Annotated in this window: 17 protein-coding genes; 5 read left to right on the top strand and 12 right to left on the bottom strand. The window is 72.3% G+C overall.

What is annotated here, in order from left to right; all coding sequences use genetic code 11:
• Window positions 1–65: 65 nt before the first annotated feature.
• A complete protein-coding gene (locus OG257_RS27695) occupies window positions 66–1,742 on the top strand; it encodes a regulator (protein ID WP_329211832.1) in 1,677 nt (558 codons plus the stop codon).
• 6 nt (window positions 1,743–1,748) lie between these two features.
• Here OG257_RS27695 and OG257_RS27700 read toward each other — a convergent pair whose 3' ends face one another.
• Both OG257_RS27700 and OG257_RS27705 read right to left on the bottom strand, forming a co-directional pair.
• Window positions 1,749–3,062 (bottom strand): NAD(P)/FAD-dependent oxidoreductase, encoded by a 1,314-nt coding sequence (locus tag OG257_RS27700; protein WP_329211834.1) that lies wholly within the window; start codon window positions 3,060–3,062, stop codon window positions 1,749–1,751.
• Window positions 3,063–3,340: 278 nt separating this feature from the next.
• Entirely contained in the window at window positions 3,341–4,240 is a 900-nt protein-coding gene (locus OG257_RS27705; protein WP_329211836.1) for a TIGR01777 family oxidoreductase, read from the bottom strand.
• Between the two features lie 62 nt (window positions 4,241–4,302).
• On the opposite strand from OG257_RS27705, the gene OG257_RS27710 reads away from it, so the two are divergent.
• A complete protein-coding gene (locus OG257_RS27710; RefSeq protein WP_329211838.1) occupies window positions 4,303–4,830 on the top strand; it encodes a GNAT family N-acetyltransferase in 528 nt (175 codons plus the stop codon).
• Between the two features lie 62 nt (window positions 4,831–4,892).
• Here OG257_RS27710 and OG257_RS27715 read toward each other — a convergent pair whose 3' ends face one another.
• The 7 genes from OG257_RS27715 to OG257_RS27745 form a co-directional block, all read right to left on the bottom strand.
• Window positions 4,893–5,414 carry a DUF4240 domain-containing protein gene (locus OG257_RS27715; RefSeq protein ID WP_329215383.1) on the bottom strand — a complete coding sequence of 174 codons (522 nt, stop codon included), beginning with the start codon at window positions 5,412–5,414 and terminating at the stop codon, window positions 4,893–4,895.
• Between the two features lie 61 nt (window positions 5,415–5,475).
• Window positions 5,476–6,444, bottom strand: a complete 969-nt coding sequence (locus tag OG257_RS27720) for a helix-turn-helix transcriptional regulator (protein WP_329211840.1) — start codon at window positions 6,442–6,444, stop codon at window positions 5,476–5,478.
• Window positions 6,445–6,528: 84 nt separating this feature from the next.
• Window positions 6,529–9,198, bottom strand: a complete 2,670-nt coding sequence (gene aceE / locus OG257_RS27725; RefSeq protein ID WP_329211841.1) for a pyruvate dehydrogenase (acetyl-transferring), homodimeric type — start codon at window positions 9,196–9,198, stop codon at window positions 6,529–6,531.
• A gap of 292 nt (window positions 9,199–9,490) precedes the next feature.
• Window positions 9,491–10,114 carry a GntR family transcriptional regulator gene (locus OG257_RS27730; RefSeq protein WP_329211843.1) on the bottom strand — a complete coding sequence of 208 codons (624 nt, stop codon included), beginning with the start codon at window positions 10,112–10,114 and terminating at the stop codon, window positions 9,491–9,493.
• Window positions 10,115–10,262: 148 nt separating this feature from the next.
• Complete coding sequence (sucB, locus tag OG257_RS27735; protein ID WP_329211845.1) at window positions 10,263–12,044, bottom strand: 2-oxoglutarate dehydrogenase, E2 component, dihydrolipoamide succinyltransferase; 1,782 nt, start codon at window positions 12,042–12,044, stop codon at window positions 10,263–10,265.
• Between the two features lie 59 nt (window positions 12,045–12,103).
• Window positions 12,104–13,492 carry a dihydrolipoyl dehydrogenase gene (gene lpdA / locus OG257_RS27740; RefSeq protein WP_329211847.1) on the bottom strand — a complete coding sequence of 463 codons (1,389 nt, stop codon included), beginning with the start codon at window positions 13,490–13,492 and terminating at the stop codon, window positions 12,104–12,106.
• A 327-nt stretch (window positions 13,493–13,819) separates the two neighbouring features.
• Complete coding sequence (locus OG257_RS27745; protein ID WP_329211848.1) at window positions 13,820–15,373, bottom strand: leucyl aminopeptidase; 1,554 nt, start codon at window positions 15,371–15,373, stop codon at window positions 13,820–13,822.
• A gap of 238 nt (window positions 15,374–15,611) precedes the next feature.
• Here OG257_RS27745 and OG257_RS27750 point away from each other — a divergent pair, with 238 nt between their 5' ends.
• Window positions 15,612–16,427, top strand: coding sequence for an endo alpha-1,4 polygalactosaminidase (locus OG257_RS27750; RefSeq protein ID WP_329211850.1), 816 nt, complete (start codon window positions 15,612–15,614; stop codon window positions 16,425–16,427).
• A 6-nt stretch (window positions 16,428–16,433) separates the two neighbouring features.
• On the opposite strand, the gene cobS is transcribed toward OG257_RS27750, so the two are convergent.
• Window positions 16,434–17,213 (bottom strand): adenosylcobinamide-GDP ribazoletransferase, encoded by a 780-nt coding sequence (gene cobS / locus OG257_RS27755; RefSeq protein ID WP_329211852.1) that lies wholly within the window; start codon window positions 17,211–17,213, stop codon window positions 16,434–16,436.
• Between the two features lie 86 nt (window positions 17,214–17,299).
• Between cobS and OG257_RS27760 the strand changes: the two genes are divergently transcribed.
• Window positions 17,300–18,067 carry a hypothetical protein gene (locus OG257_RS27760; protein WP_329211854.1) on the top strand — a complete coding sequence of 256 codons (768 nt, stop codon included), beginning with the start codon at window positions 17,300–17,302 and terminating at the stop codon, window positions 18,065–18,067.
• Window positions 18,068–18,069: 2 nt separating this feature from the next.
• Here OG257_RS27760 and cobT read toward each other — a convergent pair whose 3' ends face one another.
• Together cobT and OG257_RS27770 are read right to left on the bottom strand one after the other, a co-directional pair.
• Window positions 18,070–19,200, bottom strand: coding sequence for a nicotinate-nucleotide--dimethylbenzimidazole phosphoribosyltransferase (cobT, locus tag OG257_RS27765; protein ID WP_329211855.1), 1,131 nt, complete (start codon window positions 19,198–19,200; stop codon window positions 18,070–18,072).
• 159 nt (window positions 19,201–19,359) lie between these two features.
• Window positions 19,360–20,562 carry a bifunctional adenosylcobinamide kinase/adenosylcobinamide-phosphate guanylyltransferase gene (locus OG257_RS27770; RefSeq protein WP_329211857.1) on the bottom strand — a complete coding sequence of 401 codons (1,203 nt, stop codon included), beginning with the start codon at window positions 20,560–20,562 and terminating at the stop codon, window positions 19,360–19,362.
• Between the two features lie 87 nt (window positions 20,563–20,649).
• Between OG257_RS27770 and OG257_RS27775 the strand changes: the two genes are divergently transcribed.
• A complete protein-coding gene (locus OG257_RS27775; RefSeq protein WP_327119322.1) occupies window positions 20,650–20,853 on the top strand; it encodes a hypothetical protein in 204 nt (67 codons plus the stop codon).
• Window positions 20,854–20,902: the final 49 nt, after the last annotated feature.

The raw sequence follows: 20,902 nt of genomic DNA on the forward strand, positions 1-20,902 counted from the left end.
GCTAAATTCGCGCCGTTCCATAAGGGCTCCCCGCCCGGCCCCGAAGGCAGGAGACCGTACAGCTGATGTCGGAACGACCTCCGCAGCGCACCCCCAACAGGCGGCTCGCTGCGCTCATCGCGGAAGCCGGATTCTCCCATGCGGGTCTGGCCCGCAGGGTGGATCAGCTGGGCCTCGAACACGGCCTCGACCTGCGGTACGACAAGACCTCGGTGACCCGCTGGCTGCGCGGCCAGCAGCCGAGGGGAACCACCCCCGCGCTGATCGCGGAGGTATTCACCCGGCGGCTGGGGCGCCGGCTCTCCGCGCAGGATCTGGGGCTGGACGCTTGCGCCCCCGTCTATGCCGGGCTGGAGTTCGCGGCCACGCCCGCCGAGGCCGTCGACATCGTCAGCGGGCTGTGGCGCAAGGACTCCGGCAGCCATGCGGAGCTGCGCAAGATCGCGTTCACCCCGGCCGGACTCGTCGTGCCGAGCCGGGACTGGCTGATCGGGCGGGCCGACGAATGGGTCGGACGCGGAGAACCGCCGACGACGGGGGCGGCTTCCCGCGGCACGAGCGCTGCGAGCGCCGTGAACGGTACGAACGGGGCCCCGGCACACGGCACGGGGGGCCTGCCCGCCCCGCGCGCGGCCGGCGACACGAACGCCGTCCGCACGTCGAACGGCTTCCACGCGTCCGGCGGTGCCCACACGCATCACGGCCCCGGGGGCGCACCCGGGGCGTCGGCCCACGGCGGCCGGGCCGGCAGCCGCGGTCCCGGCTCCGCCCGGCCGCCCGCCCCGGCGCAGCCGCCCCTCGGCGTGCCCCGTCAGCGGCAGACCGACCGCGGCCCCGGCCAGCGGGTCGGCAACGGCGACGTCGCGGCCCTGCGGTCGGTCGGTGAGCTCTTCCGCACCCTGGACAACGCCTACGGCGGCGGTCACGCCCGGCAGGCCCTCGTCAGGTACCTGGAGCACGAGGCGGAGCCCATGCTCCGCGGGAGCTACGGCGAGGCCGTCGGCAGGCGGCTGTTCTCCGCGGCGGCCGATCTGACCCGGCTGGCGGGCTGGACCTCGTTCGACATCGCGGCGCACGGCCTCGCCCAGCGCTACTTCGTCCAGGCGCTGCGGCTCGCGCAGGCGGCAGGCGACCGGGGGTACGGCTCGTTCGTGCTGATCACGATGAGCCGGCAGGCGGTGTACCTCGGGCACGGCAGGGAAGCGGTGCAGCTCGCCCGGGTCGCCCAGCAGGGGATCGGGTCCTCGGCGCCGCCCGTGGTCATGGCGCTGCTGCACGCGGTCGAGGCGCGCGGACACGGGGTGCTCGGCGAGACCCGGGCGTGCATCGCCGCACTCGTACGCGCGGAACGGGCCCTGCAGTCCGAGCGCCCCGGGGACGACGTGCCGCACTGGGCCCGCTACTTCGACGAGGCACAGCTCGCCGACGAGTTCGGCCACTGCCATCGCGATCTGCAGCAGTACAGGGTCGCCGTGCAGCACGCCGAGCGGTCGCTCCAGCTGCGCGCTCCGGCGTACGCCCGCAGCAGGCTGTTCTGCCGCGTGGTGCTCGCTTCCGCGCGGCTCGGGCTCGGCGAGCTGGACCAGGCCTGCCTGCTGGGCGCCGAGTCGGCCCAGCAGGCTTCGGAGATGCGGTCGGTGCGCGCCACGGAGTACGTGCGCGACTTCGAGCGCCGACTTGAGCCGTACCGGGACGCGGTAGCCGTGCGGGGCTACCGCGACCGTGTCGCAGCGCTCGGCTGAGGCGGCCTACGCCGCGGTCGGCAGCGCGGCCCCGTCGCCGGGTTCCTGCCGCACCCCCAGGTCCGCGAGGATCGCCGAGGCCGCGCGGTGCCCCGAGTGCAGGGCGCCCTGGACCGTGCTCGTGTCGCGGTGGTCGCCGCACACGTACAGGCCGGCCAGGACCCGGACCGGCCGGCGCAGATCGTGCGGGGGCGGCATCGCGGGCACTGCCTCCGGGTCGTGATGGGCCGCCAGGAGCTCCCAGTCGTGCGTGGGCGTGCCGTACAGCTGGGCGAGGTGCTCGCGGACCGTGCGGTCGAGGTCCGGTGGCGGGGGACCGAGCACCGTGGAGGTGATCAGCGTGCGGCCGTGCGGCGCGCGCGAGGGGTCGACCTCGCTCATCACGGCGGTGTGCGCGACGGGACCCGAGCGGTCCGCGTCCAGCAGCAGGTGTGCTCCCGTCGGCGGGGGAGCGGGCGCGGTGTGGTGAAGCACGGTCACCGGGTGGAAGGCCGGCATCCGCAGACCGGGCAGCAACTCCGCGGCGGCGCCCGCTCCGGTGGCCAGCAGCAAGGAGCGACAGCCCAGTTCGCCGTGCTCCTTGGTGCGTACGGACGTGATGTCGGCGGCCGTGACATGCACCCCGGTGCGTACGGTGCCGGGCGGCAGGGCGGCCGCCAGCAGCCGGGGCAGTTCCGCGGAACCGCCCGCCGGCACGCAGAGCCTGCCGCGCGCGTAGCTGCGCAGTGCGAGCTCGGCGCAGCGGCTCGATGTGGTGAGCGTGGGGTCGCTGAGCAGCGCGGTGAGCAGGGGGTGCACGAAACCGCTGACCATCCGGGGGGAGAGGCCGCGCGCCGACAGGGCCGAGAGTGCGGTCCGGTCGGGCCTGGCCAGGATCCGGGCCGCCGGTGTGGCGGCGAGGCGACCGAGCCAGGAACCCAGCCGGGCCTGTTCGATCGTCCCGCCCAGGGGCGCGAGGGGGGCGCTCGATCGGGTGCGCACTGCTTTGAGTGCGCCCCTTGCGCTCCGTACGTCACCGGCGCGGTACCGGCGGCCTCCGCTGCGGACGAGTACCCCTGGTGCGAAGTCCCGCAGCACCAGGCCGTCGAGACCCGGGGTGGTACTCAGCTCCGGGTACGCGGAGCTGAGCAGTGGACCGATGTGGTCGAGCAGGAATCCGTCCACGTCGTGGGTGACCATCCGGCCGCCGATGTGCGGCGCGGCCTCAAGGACGCTGACGTTCACTCCTGCGCTGGTCAGTTGATGGGCCGCTGACAGGCCGGCGATCCCGGCCCCGATGATGACCACATCCGCGTGGTGTGCCGTGTGTGCCGTGAACACGTACCCCTCCCCGAGTCGGCGCGACTGGTGGGAGGCTCTTGCCCCCAACAGGCCCCCGGAATGCCCGAGTTCGGGTCGAGGCTAGATGGATGGCTGATGCAGGCGCAGTCGCGCGCACCCGGGGGCACCGGTGCACGGGGTCGCACGGACCCCCGGCGGGCGGTGCCGGAGCGGTGGCCGGCCGGGCCGGCCGGAGGCGCCGAGGAGGCAGGCTGCGACCGCTGAGCTGCGCATGTGCGTGGGACGGCCGGCCCGGCCGTGCGGCCGGGCGGGCGTGTTCAGCGCAGTGCTGCGCGGATGGCGGCGTCGATTCCGGGGAAGGCGAACGAGAAACCCGAGTCGAGAAGTTGGCCGGGTAGCACCCGCTGGCTGCCCAGCACGTCCTCGGCGAACTCCCCGAGAGCGACGCGCAGCGCGGGCGCCGGGGCGGTGAAAAGCGTCGGACGGCGCAGCACCCGCCCCATCGCGGCCGTCACCTGGCCGTTGGTGGCGGGGGAGGGCCCGGTCAGATTCACCGGGCCGGACAGCGACTCGGTGTCCAGGATGTGCCGCATCGCCGCGATGTGGTCGTGCAGGGCGATGAAGCTCCAGTACTGCCGTCCGTTCCCGAGCCGCCCGCCGAGCCCGGCCCTGAACAGCGGGAAGAGACGGCCCCAGGCCCCGCCCTCCCGGGCGACGACCAGACCGGTCCGGGCATGCACCGTCCGTACGCCCGCCTCCTCGGCAGGGGCCGTGGCCTCCTCCCAGTCCACGCACACCGACGGCAGGAAGCCCTCACCGGGCGGCGCGCTCTCGTCGACCGCGCGGTCCCCGGTGTCCCCGTAGTAGCCGATGGCGGACCCGCACAGCAGGACCTTCGGCGCCGCGTCGAGAGAGGCGACGGCCTCGGCGATCGCGGCCGTGCCCAGGACCCGGCTGTCCCGGATCTCCCGCTTGTACGCCGGGGTCCACCTGTGGTCGCCGACCCCGGCCCCCGCGAGATGGACGACCGCGTCGCATCCGACAAGGCCCGCCACGTCCACGTACTGACGCTTCGGATCCCATTCCACCTCGTCGCCGGTTCCGGCGGGGCGGCGTACCAGGCGCACCACCTCGTGCCCGTCGGCCCGCAGCGAGCGCACGAGCGCCGCTCCGATGAGGCCGGTCGATCCGGTGACGGCGATACGGGAGTGCTGCATGGCCTCCATCCTGCCCCATGGAACATCGCTCACGCGGAACACGGCGTGGCACAGTGGCACGCATGTCCGAGCCCCGATTCCACGCACTCCTGCCCGTCCGACCCGCCGTGCAGGCGGACGAGAGCGCGCTCGGAGAGCTCGACCGCGCCACCTGGTCGACGCTGCACGCCGTGCAGCCCAGGCCCCGGCCCCCGTACGAGCCGTTCTTCGACGAGCGGCACAGGCCGGGGGAGTTCCTGGTGGCCGCGGCTCTCTCCGACGCGGGCGAGGAGCACATCGCCGGATACATCCGGCTCGCCCCGGCGACGCCGCTGGCCTGCAACGCGCACGTCCGGCAGATACAGGGCCTCGCCGTGGCCGACTGGGCGCGGGGCCACGGCGTCGCGCGGGAGCTGCTGCGCGCCTCGTACGCGGAGGCGCGGCGCCAGGGAGCGGGTCGGCTCACCCTGCGCGTGCTCGGGCACAACACCCCTGCGCGCAAGCTCTACGCTTCGGAGGGCTTCGCCGTCGAAGGCGTACTGCCCGGAGAGTTCTTCCTGAACGGGCGGTACGCCGACGACGTCCTGATGGGCCGTTCGCTGCTGTCCTGAGTTCAGACCGGGCGAGTTCAGACCGGGCGAGTTCAGACCGGGCGAGTTCAGACCGGGCGAGTTCAGATCGGGCCGAAGCGGCTCCACAGCGCGGGGAGCCGTTCCGCCAGCGCCGCGTCGTCCTCGAAGTCGACGGGCGTGCCGGCCGGCTCGGTGGCCTGCGGCGGCAGGCCCAGGTCCGGCGCGACCACACCGGTGAGCTGCTCGTACGCCTCGTCGGCGGCATAGCCGAGGTCCTCGCCGTCGCCGTCGAGCTCGTCGTCGAAGTCGTCGAGCAGCTCGGCGAGGCTGTCGGGTTCGTGCACCGCGCCCTCGAAGACCTCCCGGCCCTGCCCGATCAGCCAGCACCTGAAGAAGTCGAACGCGTCGTCGCTCGCCCCGCCGAGCAGCACGGCGGCAGCGCCCCACAGGTCCCAGCGGTACGCGCGGTTGTAGCGTGCCTCGAAGTGCCTGGCGAAATCCAGCACGGAGTCGGGATCGAGCTGCACCAGCCGTTCGACGAGCAGGTCGGCATGGTCCTCGGGGTCGCCGTCGGCGCCCTCGCGGCTGTTGTCGATGATCTCCCAGAACTCCGTCTCGTCCATCACTGGTCCAGCATCGGCCTTGGCGGCGGGCGACGCACGCGGAGACACCGAAATGAAGCCTTCAGCCGTAGAGGTCGCGCAGGCGTTCGGCGGCATCGGCAACACGTTCGCGCAGTGCGGCGGGTGCCAGGACCTCCAACTCCGGCCCGAGGGAGAGCAGCTGGCCGTATGCGACATCCTCGGACTCGACCGGCAGGGTAAGCGTGCGCCAGCCGTCGGCGTCCGGCGGGCCGGCCGCGGCCAGCGCCTCGTCCGCAGCGGCCCTGTCCACGGCGTACGGCAGTCGGCGCACCCCCGCCCCGGACAGCCGTACCGTCACCTCGGTACGCAGGATCGACCGGGCGAACTGTGCGGCGCGCTCCTCCCAGAACCGGGGCAGATCGAAGTCCTCGTCCCGCTCGAACCGGGTCGCCGACACGGCGACCGCGGTGAACCGGTCGATCCGGTACACCCGGAAGTCGTCCCCCACCCGGGCGCAGAGGTACCAGACCCCGGCCTTCAGGACGAGCCCGTACGGGGACATCTCCCGCTCCACCTCGCCCGTGGGGCCGCGGCGGTAGCCCGCCCTGACCACGCGGTCGTCCCAGACCGCCTCCGCGACGGCGGGCAGCAGCTCGGGGGTGGCCGGCTCGTGGTACCAGCCGGGGGCATCGAGGTGGAAGCGCTGGGCGGCGGTCTGCGAGGCGTCCCGGAGCGAGGGGAGCAGGGCGGCCGAGACCTTCAGCCGGGCGGCGGACGCGGCGTCGTCGAGCCCCATCTCACGCAGGGCCGAGGGCAGCCCGGACAGGAAGAGCGCCTCGGCCTCGTGACGGGCCAGGCCCGTGAGCCGGGTCCGGTAACCGCCGACGAGCCGGTAACCGCCCGCCCGCCCCCGGTCCGCGTACACGGGCACGCCCGCCTCGGACAGGGCCTGGGCGTCCCTGGTCACGGTGCGCTCCGAGACCTCCAGTTCCTTCGCCAGCTCGGCGGCGGTCATGGTGGGCCGGGACTGCAGGAGCAGAACCATCTTGATGAGCCGGGCAGCACGCATGGAGCCATTGTGGGCGCCCCACGACGACGGCGGGGCAGGTGCCGGACCTGCCCGGCACCTGCCCCGCCCTCTGCTGCCTGCTGCCTACAGCCCGTACCGCTCCCGGGCCTCCTTGATCGTCGAGGCCGGGACCTCGCCGCGGCGGGCCAGCTGGGCCAGGGCCGCGACCACGATCGACTGCGCGTCCACACCGAAGTGGCGGCGGGCCGCGTCGCGGGTGTCGGAGAGGCCGAAGCCGTCCGTGCCCAGCGAGGACCAGTCCTGCTCGACCCACTGGCTGATCGAGTCCGGCACCGCGCGCATCCAGTCGCTCACCGCGAGGACCGGGCCCGGCGCACCGGAGAGCACCTGGGTCACGTACGGCACCTGCTGCTCACCGCGGAGCAGCGCCTCGTCGGCCTCCAGCGCGTCACGGCGCAGCTCGCCCCATGAGGTGGCGGACCAGACGTCGGCCGTGACACCCCAGTCGGCGGCCAGGAGTTCCTGGGCCTTGAGCACCCAGTGGATCGCCGTACCGGAGCCCAGGAGCTGCACGCGGGGCGCGTCCGCCGCGGTGGGCGTGCCCTCCTTGAAGCGGTACAGGCCCTTGACGATGCCCTCCTCGACGCCTTCCGGCATCGCGGGCTGCTGCTTCGGCTCGTTGTAGACCGTCAGGTAGTAGAAGACGTTCTCGGCCTCGGGGCCGTACATCCTCCGCAGACCGTCCTTGACGATCACCGCGACCTCGTACGCGAACGCCGGGTCGTAGTTGAGCGACGCCGGGTTCGTGGACGCGATCAGGTGCGAGTGGCCGTCCGCGTGCTGCAGGCCCTCGCCCGTCAGCGTCGTACGGCCCGCCGTGGCGCCGACGATGAAGCCCTTGCCGAGCTGGTCGGCGAGCTGCCACATCTGGTCGCCGGTCCGCTGCCAGCCGAACATCGAGTAGAAGATGTAGAACGGGATCATCGTCTCGCCGTGCGTCGCGTACGACGTGGCGGCGGCGATGAAGTCGGCCATGGCGCCGGCCTCGGTGATCCCCTCGTTGAGGATCTGGCCGTCCTTGGCTTCCTTGTAGTACATCAGCTGGTCGCGGTCGACCGGGTCGTACGTCTGGCCCAGCGGCGAGTAGATACCGGCCGACGGGAACAGCGACTCCATGCCGAAGGTGCGTGCCTCGTCCGGGACGATCGGCACCCAGCGCCTGCCGGTCTCCTTGTCCCGCATCAGGTCCTTCACCAGGCGGACGAACGCCATGGTGGTGGCCATCTCCTGCTTGCCGGACCCCTTGTACAGGGCCTTGAAGGCACGCTCCTCCGGCTGCGGCAGAGCCGCCGCGTGCACCCGGCGGGCCGGGGCCGGACCGCCGAGGGCGGCACGGCGCTCCTGGAGGTAGCGGACCTCGGGGGAGTCGGCGCCCGGGTGGCCGTAGGGGACCAGCCCGTCCTCGAAGGCGCTGTCCGGGATCGGGAGGCCGAGCAGCTCGCGCATGCTCTTGAACTCGTCGATCGACAGCTTCTTCATCTGGTGGTTGGCGTTCTTGGACTCGAAGCCCTTGCCGAGCGTGTAGCCCTTGACCGTCTGGGCCAGGATCACGGTCGGCGCGCCCTTGTGCTCCACCGCGGCGCGGTAGGCCGCGTACACCTTGCGGGCCTCGTGGCCGCCGCGGGAGCTGTAGAAGCACTCGGCGATCTTGGCGTCGCTCAGCAGCTTCGCCAGCTCGGCGAGCGCGGGCTCGGTGCCGAAGAAGTGCTCGCGGATGTACGCCACGTCGCGGGTCGCGTACGTCTGGAACTGCGCGTCCGGCACCTCGCGGAGGCGGCGGATCAGCGCGCCCGTGGTGTCCAGCTGGAACAGCTCGTCCCAGGCGTTGCCCCAGAGCGTCTTGATGACGTTCCAGCCGGCTCCGCGGAACGCGCCCTCCAGCTCCTGGACCACGCGGAAGTTGGCGCGGACCGGGCCGTCGAGGCGCTGCAGGTTGCAGTTGATGACGAAGGTCAGGTTGTCGAGCTGCTCACGGGCCGCGAGGGCGAGGGCGGCGGTCGACTCGGGCTCGTCCATCTCGCCGTCGCCCAGGAAGGCCCAGACGTGCGAGTTCGACGTGTCCTTGATGTTGCGGTTGGCCAGATAGCGGTTGAAGCGCGCCTGGTAGATCGCCGAGAGCGGGCCGAGGCCCATCGACACGGTGGGGAACTCCCACAGCCAGGGCAGCCGCCGCGGGTGAGGGTAGGAGGGCAGGCCCTCGCCGCCCGACTCCTGGCGGAAGTTGTCGAGCTGTTGCTCGCTGATCCGGCCGTCGAGGAAGGCACGGGCGTAGATACCGGGCGAGGCGTGGCCCTGGATGTAGAGCTGGTCGCCGGAGCCGTCCCCCTCCTTGCCGCGGAAGAAGTGGTTGAAGCCGGTCTCGTACAGCCAGGCTGCCGAGGCGAACGTGGCTATGTGGCCGCCCACGCCGAACCGGGCGCCGCGGGTGACCATCGCAGCCGCGTTCCAGCGGTTCCAGGCGGTGATCCTCGATTCCATCTCCAGGTCGCCGTCGAAGGCGGGCTCCGCGGAGGTGGGGATGGTGTTGACGTAATCGGTCTCCAGCAGCTTGGGCAGCGCGATACCCGCGCCCTCCGCGTGCTGGAGCGAACGACGCATCAGGTATGCGGCGCGGTGCGGGCCCGCGGCCTTGGTGACGGCGTCCAGGGAGGCCGCCCATTCGGCGGTCTCCTCGGGGTCGCGGTCCGGGAGCTGGTCGAGCTCGCTCGGATGTTTTGCTACGGGGTCGGTCATGATCGCCGCCTTCCGGAGTGGAGGGGGGTGGAGAAGGCCCTGGCTGGCAGGACAGGGCGATGGGGCCGGTGGGCCCGCGACTGAACTGTAAGTCGCCGATCGATGATCGATCAAAGGATGAAAGGCAAAACTTCTCGATCTGAAGAAAGTGGCATGGGGTGCCTCGAAACGGGGCACGCAGTGACGGGATTATTAGGGTGAAACGGGCTCTGAGCTGCACAGTCGAGCGCCCGGTGCCGCAGATGGGTACGCACCACCGCGCCGGTTCACGCCGGGGGCGCGCACGTCGGGCTCACGCTCGCGGAGCGCACCCCAGGACGTGCTCCTTCACGAGCACCGCGATCCGCGGGTCCCGCCGCAGGAACGCGTCGATGAGGGCCTCGTGCTCCTCCGCGTACGACTTCTGCACCGTGCCCAGCCAGCGGATCGACAGGGCCGTGAACACCTCGATGCCCAGCCCCTCCCAGGTGTGCAGCAGGACGGCGTTCCCCGCCGCCCGCACCATCTCCCGGTGGAAGGCCACCGTGTGCCGCACCTGCGCCTCACCGTCGGCCAGCCGGTCCGCCTCGTACAGGGCCGCCACGTGCGGGGTCAGCGCCGAGCAGTCCTCGCCGAGCGCCGGGGCCGCCAGCTCCGCGGCGATCTGCTCGAGCCCGGCCCGTACGGGGTAGCTCTCCTCCAGATCGGCCGCGGTCAGATTCCGCACGCGTACGCCCTTGTTGGGGGCCGACTCGATCAGCCGCAGGGTCTCCAGTTCGCGCAGCGCCTCACGCACGGGCGTCTGGCTGACCTCCAGCTCGGTCGCGATGCGGCGCTCCACGATCCGCTCGCCCGGCTTCCAGCGCCCGCTGACGATCCCGTCCACGATGTGCTCGCGGATCTGCTCGCGCAGCGAGTGGACGACGGGCGGGGTCATGACGGGCTCCTTCGGGGCAAACTGGTGCTGCCTACACCAACACGGCCGCCAGGGGCGACCGGTGGTGTCTAGACAATACGGCGGCGCCCCCGCCCGGGAGTGTTCCGGACGGGGGCGCCGCTGGTGAGGCTGGTTACAACTGCGTGCCTCAGAGGCCGAGCTCGACCTCGAACTCGCCCGCTTCGAGGATCGCCTTGACCGTCGTCAGGTAACGGGCGGCGTCCGCGCCGTCCACCAGACGGTGGTCGTAGGAGAGCGAGAGGTACGTCATGTCGCGGACACCGATGACGGTGCCCTCGGCGGTCTCGATGACCGCCGGACGCTTGACGGTGGCACCGATGCCCAGGATGGCTGCCTGGTTCGGCGGCACGATGACGGTGTCGAACAGCGCACCGCGCGAACCGGTGTTGCTGACGGTGAAGGTCGCACCGGACATGTCGTCCGGGGTGAGGCCGCCACCGCGGGCCTTGCCGGCCAGCTCGGCGGTCTTCTTCGCGATACCGGCGATGTTCAGGTCGCCCGCACCCTTGATGACCGGGGTCATCAGACCCTTCTCGGCGTCCACGGCGATGCCGATGTTCTCCGAGTCGAAGTACGTGATGGTGCCCTCGTCCTCGTTGATCCGGGCGTTGACGACCGGGTGGGCCTTCAGCGCCTGGGCCGCCGCCTTCACGAAGAACGGCATCGGGGACAGCTTGACGCCCTCACGGGCGGCGAAGGACTCCTTCGCCAGGTTGCGCAGCTTCATCAGCTTGGTGATGTCGACCTCGAGGACCGAGGTCAGCTGGGCCTGCGAGTGCAGCGCCTTCATCATGTTGTCGCCGATGACCTTGCGCATGCGGGTCATCTTGACCGTCTGACCGCGCAGCGGGGACGCCTCGAGCTTCGGCGCGGCCTTCGCCGCCGGGGCAGCGGCGACCGGAGCCGGAGCGGCAGCGGCGGCCCTGGCGGCCTCCGCGGCGGCGACGACGTCCTGCTTGCGGATACGGCCACCGACGCCGGTGCCCTTGACCGCGCCCAGGTCGACGCCGTTCTCGGCGGCGAGCTTGCGGACCAGCGGCGTGACGTACGCGCCGTCGTCACCGGCAGGCGCGGCCGGAGCGACCGGTGCCGGAGCGGCAGCCACGGGCGCCGGAGCGGCCGGAGCCGCGACCGGGGCGGCGGGCGCCACCGGAGCCGGAGCCGGAGCTGCCGGAGCGGCGGGCGCGGGAGCGGCCGGAGCCGGAGCAGCCGGGGCGGCCGGAGCCGGAGCTGCCTCTGCCGGAGCAGCGGCGGGAGCCGGTGCTGCCTCTGCCGGAGCAGCGGCCGGGGCGGCACCCGGAGCACCGATGACGGCGAGCTTCGCGCCGACCTCGGCGGTCTCGTCCTCGGCGACCACGATCTCCAGCAGCACGCCGGAGACCGGGGCGGGGATCTCGGTGTCGACCTTGTCCGTGGAGACCTCGAGCAGGGGCTCGTCCTCCGTGACCTCCTCGCCGACCTCCTTCAGCCAGCGGGTGACCGTGCCCTCGGTGACGCTCTCACCGAGCGCGGGGAGGGTGACGTCGGTGCCTTCGGCGCCACCGGCCGCAGCCGGAGCGGCCGCGGGGGCCGGAGCGGCAGGGGCCTCGGCGACGGGCGCCGGAGCCTCGGCGGCGGGAGCCGGGGCGGCCGCGGGCTCGGCAGCCGGAGCTGCCGCCGCGGGCGCGCCCGAGCCGTCGTCGATGACGGCCAGCTCGGCGCCGACCTCGACGGTCTCGTCCTCGGCGACCTTGATGGACGCCAGGACGCCGGATACGGGGGCCGGGATCTCGGTGTCGACCTTGTCGGTCGAGACCTCGAGCAACGGCTCGTCGGCCTCGACGTGCTCGCCCTCGGCCTTCAGCCAACGGGTGACGGTGCCCTCGGTGACGCTCTCGCCGAGCGCCGGAAGGGTTACGGAAACCGACATGGTTTCAGTTGCTCCTTACGAAAGTGCGGAAGTGGTCGGTCGTCGCGCCCGGGACTGGATCAGTCGTGGGAGTGGAGAGGCTTGCCGGCCAGAGCCAGGTGAGCCTCGCCCATCGCCTCGTTCTGCGTCGGGTGGGCGTGGATGAGCTGCGCGACCTCGGCCGGCAGCGCCTCCCAGTTGTAGATCAGCTGGGCTTCGCCGACCTGCTCGCCCATACGGTCACCGACCATGTGGACGCCGACCACGGCACCGTCCTTGACCTGGACGAGCTTGATCTCGCCCGCGGTCTTCAGGATCTTGCTCTTGCCGTTGCCCGCGAGGTTGTACTTGAGGGCGACGACCTTGTCCGCACCGTAGATCTCCTTGGCCTTGGCCTCGGAGATACCGACGGAGGCGACCTCGGGGTGGCAGTACGTCACCTTCGGCACGCCGTCGTAGTCGATCGGCACGGTCTTGAGACCGGCCAGCCGCTCCGCCACCAGGATGCCCTCGGCGAAGCCGACGTGGGCGAGCTGGAGGGTCGGGGCGAGGTCGCCCACGGCCGAGATCGTCGGGACGTTGGTCTGCATGTACTCGTCGACGAGGACGTAGCCGCGGTCCATCGCGACGCCGGCCTCCTCGTAGCCCAGACCCTGCGACACCGGGCCGCGGCCGATCGCGACCAGCAGCACCTCCGCCTCGAAGGTCTTGCCGTCGGCGAGGGTGACACGCACCCCGTCCTGCGTGTACTCGGCCTTGTCGAAGAAGGTGCCGAGGTTGAACTTGATGCCGCGCTTGCGGAACGCGCGCTCAAGGAGCTTCGAGCTGTTCTCGTCCTCGACGGGGACCAGGTGCTTCAGGCCCTCGACGATGGTGACCTCGGTGCCGAAGGACTTCCACGCCGAGGCGAACTCGACGCCGATGACGCCGCCGCCCAGGACGATCGCGGACTTCGGGACACGGTCCAGCTTCAGCGCGTGGTCCGAGGAGATGATGCGATTGCCGTCGATCTCCAGGCCGGGCAGCGACTTCGGCACGGAGCCGGTCGCGAGCACGACGTGGCGGCCCTGGATGCGCTGGCCGTTGACATCCACCGAGGTGGGCGACGAGAGCCGGCCCTCACCCTCGATGTAGTGCACCTTGCGCGAGGCGATGAGACCCTGCAGGCCCTTGTACAGACCCGAGATCACCTCGTCCTTGTACGCGTGGACGGCCGCGATGTCGATGCCCTCGAAGGTGGCCTTGACACCGAACTGACCGGCCTCGCGGGCCTGGTCGGCGATCTCTCCGGCGTGCAGCAGCGCCTTGGTGGGAATGCAGCCGTTGTGCAGGCAGGTGCCGCCGACCTTGCCCTTCTCGATCAGTGCGACGTCCAGGCCCAGCTGCGCTCCGCGCAGGGCCGCGGCGTACCCGCCGCTACCACCGCCGAGGATCACTAGGTCGAAAACGGTGCTGGCGTCGTTCGCCACGTCACGTCCTCCATGCATGTGCGCCGTACGCCGGGCCCCTCGCTGGGGTGTGACCGGCCGGTCGGCTGGTGTTCGGCCGCTTGTGTTGTTCGGCCCTGTGGTGGGGGCCCTGTCCTGCCGAGAACCCATCTTCGCACTTGTTGAGGGCGAGCGGGACGCGGGCCCCTGGTCTGAGCCGGACGGAGGTCCGGCCCGGACCGTTGGCGATACGTACAAAGTTTCGGAAAGAGGCCGGTCAGAGCCCCTGCGGAGAACACGTACGGCCCCGGACGTATGCCCGGGGCCGTATCGCTGCGCGCGAACGGCGCAGCGAATGCCGTGTGGAACTCAGCCGAGGTCGCCGGCGGCCGTGCGCTCCGCCAGCTTGACCAGGGTGCGGACCGCGGATCCGGTGCCGCCCTTGGGCGTGTAGCCGTAGGGCGCGCCCTCGTGGAAGGCGGGTCCCGCGATGTCCAGGTGGGCCCAGGCGATGCCCTCGCCCACGAACTCCTGCAGGAACAGGCCGGCCACCAGGCCGCCGCCCATCCGCTCGCCCATGTTGGCGATGTCGGCGGTCGGGGAGTCCATGCCCTTGCGCAGGTCGGCGGGGAGCGGCATCGGCCAGGACGCCTCGCCGACCTCCTCGGCGATCTCGTGGATGGCCGTACGGAAGGCGTCGTCGTTGGCCATCACGCCGAAGGTGCGGTTGCCGAGGGCGAGGACCATCGCGCCCGTCAGGGTCGCCACGTCGACGATCGCGTCGGGGTTCTCCTCCGAGGCGCGGGTCAGCGCGTCGGCGAGGACGAGCCGGCCCTCGGCGTCGGTGTTGAGGACCTCGACGGTCTTGCCGCTGTACATGTGCAGCACGTCACCCGGCCGGGTGGCGTTGCCCGACGGCATGTTCTCGGCGAGGGCCAGCCAGCCGGTGACATTGACCTGGAGGCCGAGACGGGAGGCCGCGACGACGGCGGCGAACACGGCGGCGGCGCCGCTCATGTCGCACTTCATCGTCTCGTTGTGGCCGGCCGGCTTGAGCGAGATGCCGCCCGAGTCGTAGGTGATGCCCTTGCCGACCAGGGCGAGGGTCTTCTCCGCCTTCGGGTGGGTGTAGCCGAGCCGGACGAGGCGGGGGCCGTGCGTCGAGCCCTGGCCGACGCCCAGCAGGCCGCCGAAGCCGCCCTTGACGAGAGCCTTCTCGTCGAGGACCTGGACCTTGATGCCGTGCTCCTTGCCGGCGGCGGTGGCGACCGCGGCGAAGGACTCGGGGTACAGGTCGTTCGGCGGGGTGTTGATCAGGTCGCGGGCGCGGTTGATCTCCTCGACGACCGCGGTGGCGCGCTCCGCGGCGGCCTTGAACGCCTTGTCGCGCGGCTTGGTGCCGAGCAGGGCGACCTCGGCGAGCGGCAGCTTCGCGCCGTTGTCCTTCTTGCCCTTGGGGGCGAGCTTGTTCTCGCCGCCCTGGTAGGCGGTGAAGGCGTACGCGCCCAGCAGGGCGCCCTCGGCGATGGCCTCGGCGTCCTCGGAGGACTCCGTCGGCAGTGCGAAACCGGCCTTCTTCGTCCCGGTCAGCGCACGGGCGGCGCTGCCGGCGGCGCGACGCAGTGCCTCCGCGTCGTACGCGTCGTCCTTCTCCGGGACCGGGCCGAGCCCGACCGCGACGACGACGGGGACCTTGAGACCGGACGGTGCGGGAAGCTTGGTCACTTCGCCCTCGGCACCGGAGGCGCCCAGGGTCTCCAGGACGGTGGCGAGCTTTCCGTCGAACGCCTTGTCCACGGCCTCGGCGCCCGGTGCGACGACCAGGGCCCCGGCCTTGGACCCAGTGCCCTTGGCGATGCCGACGACGAGTGCGTCGGCGCGCAGCGTCGCCGCACCTGCGGTGCTGAGAGTGAGAGCAGTCACGGTGGTGAATTCTCGCTTCCGTTGAGTTGTGTACCGGTCGAGGGGTGGGCCGACCGTGCCCGGCGCATCGTAGATGCCGCCGCAATGCGCCGGGAATGAGCCTACGCGCGCCATTGCTTCCGGCTCACAGGGGCGGGGCCGTCCGGCCGTACGCCGCCGGGGCCGGCAGGCCCCGTACGGCGGAACGGACCACGGGGATAGGGTCGTTGACCTGGGCAGGTGAGCGGGGGGAGACGACATGCGGGGCGCAAGGACACGACGGCCGGTGCCCTGCGCCGTGCTGGTGCTGCTGGCCGTACTGGCCGGCTGCGCCCCGGCCGCGGAGCCGGCGGACCCGGCCCGGCCGACGGCCGGACAGCGCTGGCAGCCGGAACCGGGCGTGGACTGGCAGTGGCAGCTCTCCGGCCGGGTGGACACGGGAGTGGACGCGCCCGTCTACGACATCGACGGGTTCGACCAGGACGCGAAGACGGTGGCCGCGCTGCACCGCAAGGGCCGCAAGGTCATCTGCTACCTCTCCACCGGGGCCTGGGAGGACTTCCGCCCGGACGCCGGGAAGTTCCCCGCCTCCGTACGCGGGAAGAGCAACGGCTGGGAGGGGGAGTGGTGGCTCGACATCCGCCGCACCGACATCCTGGAGCCGCTGATGGAGGCCCGGATCGCCATGTGCGCGAAGAAGGGCTTCGACGCCGTGGAGCCGGACAACATGGACGGCTACCTCAACACCACGGGCTTCCCGCTCACCGCGGACGACCAGCTGCGCTACAACCGGCTGATCGCCCGCCTCGCCCACCGCCACCACCTGGCCGTCGGCCTGAAGAACGACCTGCCCCAGATCCCGCAGCTGGTGGACGACTTCGACTTCGCGGTCAACGAACAGTGCGCGCAGTACGACGAATGCGAGACGCTGACACCGTTCATCGAGGCGGGCAAGGCCGTCTTCCACGCGGAGTACGAAGTGCCCGTCGCGGACTTCTGCCCCGGGTCACGGAAGCTCCGGCTGAGCTCGCTGCTCAAGAAGTACGAACTCGGGGTCTGGCGCCGGACCTGCTGACAGCCCTCAGCCGAGGACGAGCGCCACAAGGGCGACGGTGACCGCGGTTTCCTCCAGGGCGCCGAACACATCGCCCGTCACCCCGCCGAAGCGCCGCACGCAGTGGCGCAGCATCAGGTGCGCGGCCCCGAGACCGGCCAGCGCGGCGAGGGCGTGGTGCACCGCCCCGTACCCCCCGAGGAGCGCCCCCGCCCCCGCGCAGCCCGCCACCGCCACGACGGCCACGGCCAGTGCCGCACGGGGCGCGACCGTGCCTGCCACCGCCGCGCCGAGGCCCTCGGGACGGGCGGGCGGGACACCCCGGCGCGTGGCCAGAGTGAGCGCGAGCCGGGCGGTGACCGCGGCGACGACCGCCCCCAGGGCGCCGTGTGCCCAGCCCTGCCCGTAGAGCTCGAAGAGGACCGCGACCTGTGCCAGCAGGACGAACAGCAGGGTGATGACACCGAACGGACCAATGTCCGACTGCTTCATGATCCGCAGTGCGTCCTCGGCCGGCTTGGCGCTGCCGAGCCCGTCGGCCGTGTCCGCGAGCCCGTCCAGATGCAGGCCGCGGGTCAGGGCGGCGGGCACGGCGGCGGAGACGACCGCCGCCGGCAGGGGACCCGATCCGGCGAGCAGGAACAGCACCCCGGGCACGGCCGCGAGCAGTCCCACGACGAGTCCGGCGAGCGGGGCGCAGAGCATGCCGGCGCGGGCTGCCTCGCGGTCCCAGCGGGAGACACGGACGGGGAGCACGGTCAGGGTGCCGAAGGCGAAACGCAGGCCGTGGCTGTTCAGGGAGGTCACCGCGCGCAGGCTAGCCGGTGCCGCTCGGCGCTAGATTGGGCAAAACACACCGGAAGCCGCATAACGGATCATCGGGAGTAGGTGGCATGGGTCACTGGCTTCACCAGAACATCGTCGAGCCGGGCAAGCTCCCGCTGCTGCTCGCGCTGGGCTCCTTCGTGCTCACCTTCGCCATCACCCGCTTCATCACCCGGATGATCAGGGCCGGGAAGGGGCCGTTCCGCAACATCACGCCCGGCGGGGTGCACATCCACCATGTGGTGCCGGGCGTCGTTCTCTCGGTGGTCGGCGGCTTCGGCGCGGTCGCCTCCGGACAGCACGGAGCCGCCGCCGGGATCTGGGCGGTCGTCTTCGGAGTGGGGGCAGGTCTGGTACTCGACGAGTTCGCGTTGATCATGCACCTCGACGACGTGTACTGGACCGAGGAGGGCCGTCAGAGCGTGGAGGTCGTCGTCCTCACCGCATCGCTCGTCGTGCTCGTCCTCGCCGGGTTCTCGCCGCTCGGAGTCGACGAACTGAGCGGCGACCAGCAGCAGAACAGACTGGGCGTCGTCCTCACGTACACCGTCAACTTCGGCTTCGTGCTGATCGCCCTGTTCAAGGGAAAGGCCCGCATGGCGGTGATCGGGACCCTCATCCCGTTCATCGCGCTGTTCGCCGCGCTCCGGCTGGCCAGGCCGGCCTCGCCGTGGGCCAGACGCTTCTACCGCAAGCGGCACCGGGCGCGCGCCAGGGCGGTGCTGAGGGCGTACCACCACGATGTGCGCTGGGCGGGGCCGCGCCGCAGGTTCCAGGACCTGATCGGCGGGGCCCCCGACCGGACACCGCTGCCGGGGCCCGGCCCGGGAGGCTGAGATCAGGCGGTGGTGGTCCCCGCGGGCTCGCCCTCCCCGGAGGCCTCCTCCTCGGCGTCCTCGGCGGTCTCGTCCGCGGGCTTCTCCACAGGCTCCTCCGCCCGTTCGGGCAACTCGGAGGCCAGCGCCGCCGCGGCCTGGACGAGCGGCAGCGCGAGCAGCGCCCCACTGCCCTCGCCCACGGTCACCCCGTGATCGAGCAGCGGCGTCAGCGCCATCCGGTCCAGTGCCTTCATCTGCGCCGGTTCACCGCTCACCTGACCCGCCAGCCACCAGTCCGGCGCCCTGAAGGCCGCCCGCTGGGCCACGAGTGCGCAGGCCGCCGAGACCACCCCGTCCAGCACCACGGGCATCCGGCGCACCGCGCTCTGCAGCAGGAAACCGGTCATCGCCGCCAGGTCCGCGCCGCCCACCGCGGCCAGCAGCTCCAGCTGATCGCCGAGAACGGGCCGGGCCCGGCGCAACGCGTCCCGGATCGCGGCACACTTGCGCATCCACGCCAGATCGTCGATGCCCGCACCGCCGCGCCCGGTCACCACGGAGGCGTCCGTGCCGCACAGGGCCGCGATCAGGGTCGAGGCCGCCGTCGTACCGCCGACGCTCAGATCGCCGAGCACCACCAGATCGGTGCCGGAGTCGGCCTCCTCGTCGGCGATCCGCATGCCGAGCCGTACGGCCTGCTCGGCCTCCTCGGCCGTCAGCGCGTCCTCGACGTCGATACGGCCGCTGCCGCGCCGCACCCGGTGCCGTACGACCGCCTCCGGCAGCAGCCCGGGGTCGCAGTCCAGACCGGCGTCCACGATCCGTACGGGGACGGAGAAGCGGCGGGCCAGCACCGCGACGGGGCTCGCACCGTCCAGCGCGGCCCGCACCAGCTCGTGAGCGGTGCCGGCCTCCCGGCCGGACACCCCCAGCTCCGCCACCCCGTGATCACCGGCGAACAGCACCACACGCGGCTGGTCCACGGGCTTGACCGGTACGGACTGCTGGGCGGCCGACAGCCACTCACCCAGCTCGTCGAGCCGGCCGAGAGCGCCGGGCGGGACGGTCAGCCGTTCCCGGCGTTCCTCGGCGTCGCGCCGTACGCCGCCGTCGGGGCGTTCGATGAGGTCGGAGAAGTCGTCCAGATTCACGGGGGTCTGCCTCGCGGGTCGTCACATGGTGGGCAGGAACCCGGCGGAGGGCTCCTGTGCGGAACAGTACCCGGCAGCTTTCCGCGCCCCCGGGCCGCGCACCCGCCCGAAGGCGGGCCCGCCCCGACTCGCGGCCCAGCCCGACCCCGTCCGCACGGCTCAGCCCCGCAGCACCAGCGCCCGCCCCGCCACCACCAGCAGCACCTGCTCGCACTCGTCGGCGAACGCGGCGTTCAGACGGCCCAGTTCGTCCCGGAAGCGCCGCCCGGAGGCCGTCGCGGGGACCACACCCGATCCGGTCTCATTGGTCACGGCGACGACCGTACGGCGCGTCCCGCGGACCGCGCGGACCAGTTCCGCGACCCGTTCCCGCAGTGCCTCCTCGCCACCGTCCGCCCACCGGGCGTCGTCCCAGGCCTCCACCCGGTCCATCGCGTCCGTCAGCCACAACGACAGACAGTCGATCAGAAGCGGCGGACCGTCCGCCTCCAGCATGGCCACCAGCTCGCAGGTCTCCTCGGTGCGCCACGCGGCGGGCCTGCGCTCGCGGTGCAGCCCGATCCGGGCCGCCCATTCCGCGTCGCCGTTCCGCCGGCCGCCCGTTGCCACGTACACCACCTCGGGGAACGTCTCCAGGCGCTGCTCGGCCTCCAGCGACTTCCCCGACCGTGCGCCACCCGTCACCAGCGTGCGCCGCGGCATCTCGGGCACCGCGTGGTACTCGCCCACCCTCAGCGTCGTCCCGTCCGGCACGGCCCGCGCCCCGGCGGCCGCGAGCCTGCGGTGCAGCTCGTCGCCGGGCGGTGCGTCGTGGTCCAGGTGGACGGCGACGACCTCGGTGGTGGGCCCGATCGCCTCCACGGCCCGCAGCCGGGCCACGGCGTCGGGCCGCGCGATCACATCGGCGACGACCATGTCGTACGGCTCCGCCATCCGGTCGGCCAGACCGGCGGGCGCGGCCCCCGGCGGCAGGTAGAGCATCCGCTCGCCTTCCGGCGACGTCACCTCGTACCCGGTGCCCGGAGCGTCCATCGACACCGCCCGCACCCGGTGCCCGCTGATCAGCGTCAGCTCCTGGCCGTCCGGTACGCGCCCCGCGGACGGGAGCGAGGCGGGCAGTTCCACCGCGGGCCCGTCATGGGGGTGGGTCAGCAGTACCTGGCGTACGCCGGTGAGCGAACGGCCGGCACGGGCCGCGGCGAACACGGCGCCCGGGGTGAGGTCGAGCAGCAGCGCGTCGTCGACCAGCAGGGAGGTCGCGGCCCGCGCCCGCGCACCACGGGCGGACGCGCAGGCGGCGCAGGGACAGTCGGGCCGCGGCAGCCCGTCGGGGGCTCCGGTGCCGAGCAGAGTCAGTTCCACGCTCCTGATCCTCCCGCGTCCATGCTTCACCTGCGCGCCCGGGCCAGGTACTAGGCTTCGGGCAGCAACGTGACCCAGGAGGCGGACATGGCGTGGACGTGGCGGTTCGAGAAGTCCGACGGTACGGAGACGGAGCCGGCTCTGCAGCCGGAGGAGTTCACGACCCAGGGCGATGCGGAGTCCTGGATCGGTGAGTTCTGGAAGGAGCTCCTGGAGGGCGGTGCCGACCAGGTGTCGCTGTTCGAGGACGCGACGAAGATCTACGGCCCGATGAGCCTCCAGGCCGACTAGGGCCTTCCGGCTGCCCTGCTCCGCGACCGAGATCCGGCCCGCCGCCCGC

It is taken from the genome of Streptomyces sp. NBC_00683 (assembly GCF_036226745.1).
Lineage (GTDB): Bacteria > Actinomycetota > Actinomycetes > Streptomycetales > Streptomycetaceae > Streptomyces.

Excerpts from the sequence above, each read along its gene's own strand:
- OG257_RS27695 (WP_329211832.1), top strand. The coding sequence starts at position 66 with ATGTCGGAACGACCTCCGCAGCGCACCCCCAACAGGCGGCTCGCTGCG.
- OG257_RS27705 (WP_329211836.1), bottom strand. The coding sequence starts at position 4,240 with ATGCAGCACTCCCGTATCGCCGTCACCGGATCGACCGGCCTCATCGGA.
- OG257_RS27710 (WP_329211838.1), top strand. The coding sequence starts at position 4,303 with ATGTCCGAGCCCCGATTCCACGCACTCCTGCCCGTCCGACCCGCCGTG.
- OG257_RS27715 (WP_329215383.1), bottom strand. The coding sequence starts at position 5,414 with ATGGACGAGACGGAGTTCTGGGAGATCATCGACAACAGCCGCGAGGGC.
- OG257_RS27720 (WP_329211840.1), bottom strand. The coding sequence starts at position 6,444 with ATGCGTGCTGCCCGGCTCATCAAGATGGTTCTGCTCCTGCAGTCCCGG.
- aceE (WP_329211841.1), bottom strand. The coding sequence starts at position 9,198 with ATGACCGACCCCGTAGCAAAACATCCGAGCGAGCTCGACCAGCTCCCG.
- OG257_RS27730 (WP_329211843.1), bottom strand. The coding sequence starts at position 10,114 with ATGACCCCGCCCGTCGTCCACTCGCTGCGCGAGCAGATCCGCGAGCAC.
- sucB (WP_329211845.1), bottom strand. The coding sequence starts at position 12,044 with ATGTCGGTTTCCGTAACCCTTCCGGCGCTCGGCGAGAGCGTCACCGAG.
- OG257_RS27750 (WP_329211850.1), top strand. The coding sequence starts at position 15,612 with ATGCGGGGCGCAAGGACACGACGGCCGGTGCCCTGCGCCGTGCTGGTG.
- OG257_RS27760 (WP_329211854.1), top strand. The coding sequence starts at position 17,300 with ATGGGTCACTGGCTTCACCAGAACATCGTCGAGCCGGGCAAGCTCCCG.
- OG257_RS27775 (WP_327119322.1), top strand. The coding sequence starts at position 20,650 with ATGGCGTGGACGTGGCGGTTCGAGAAGTCCGACGGTACGGAGACGGAG.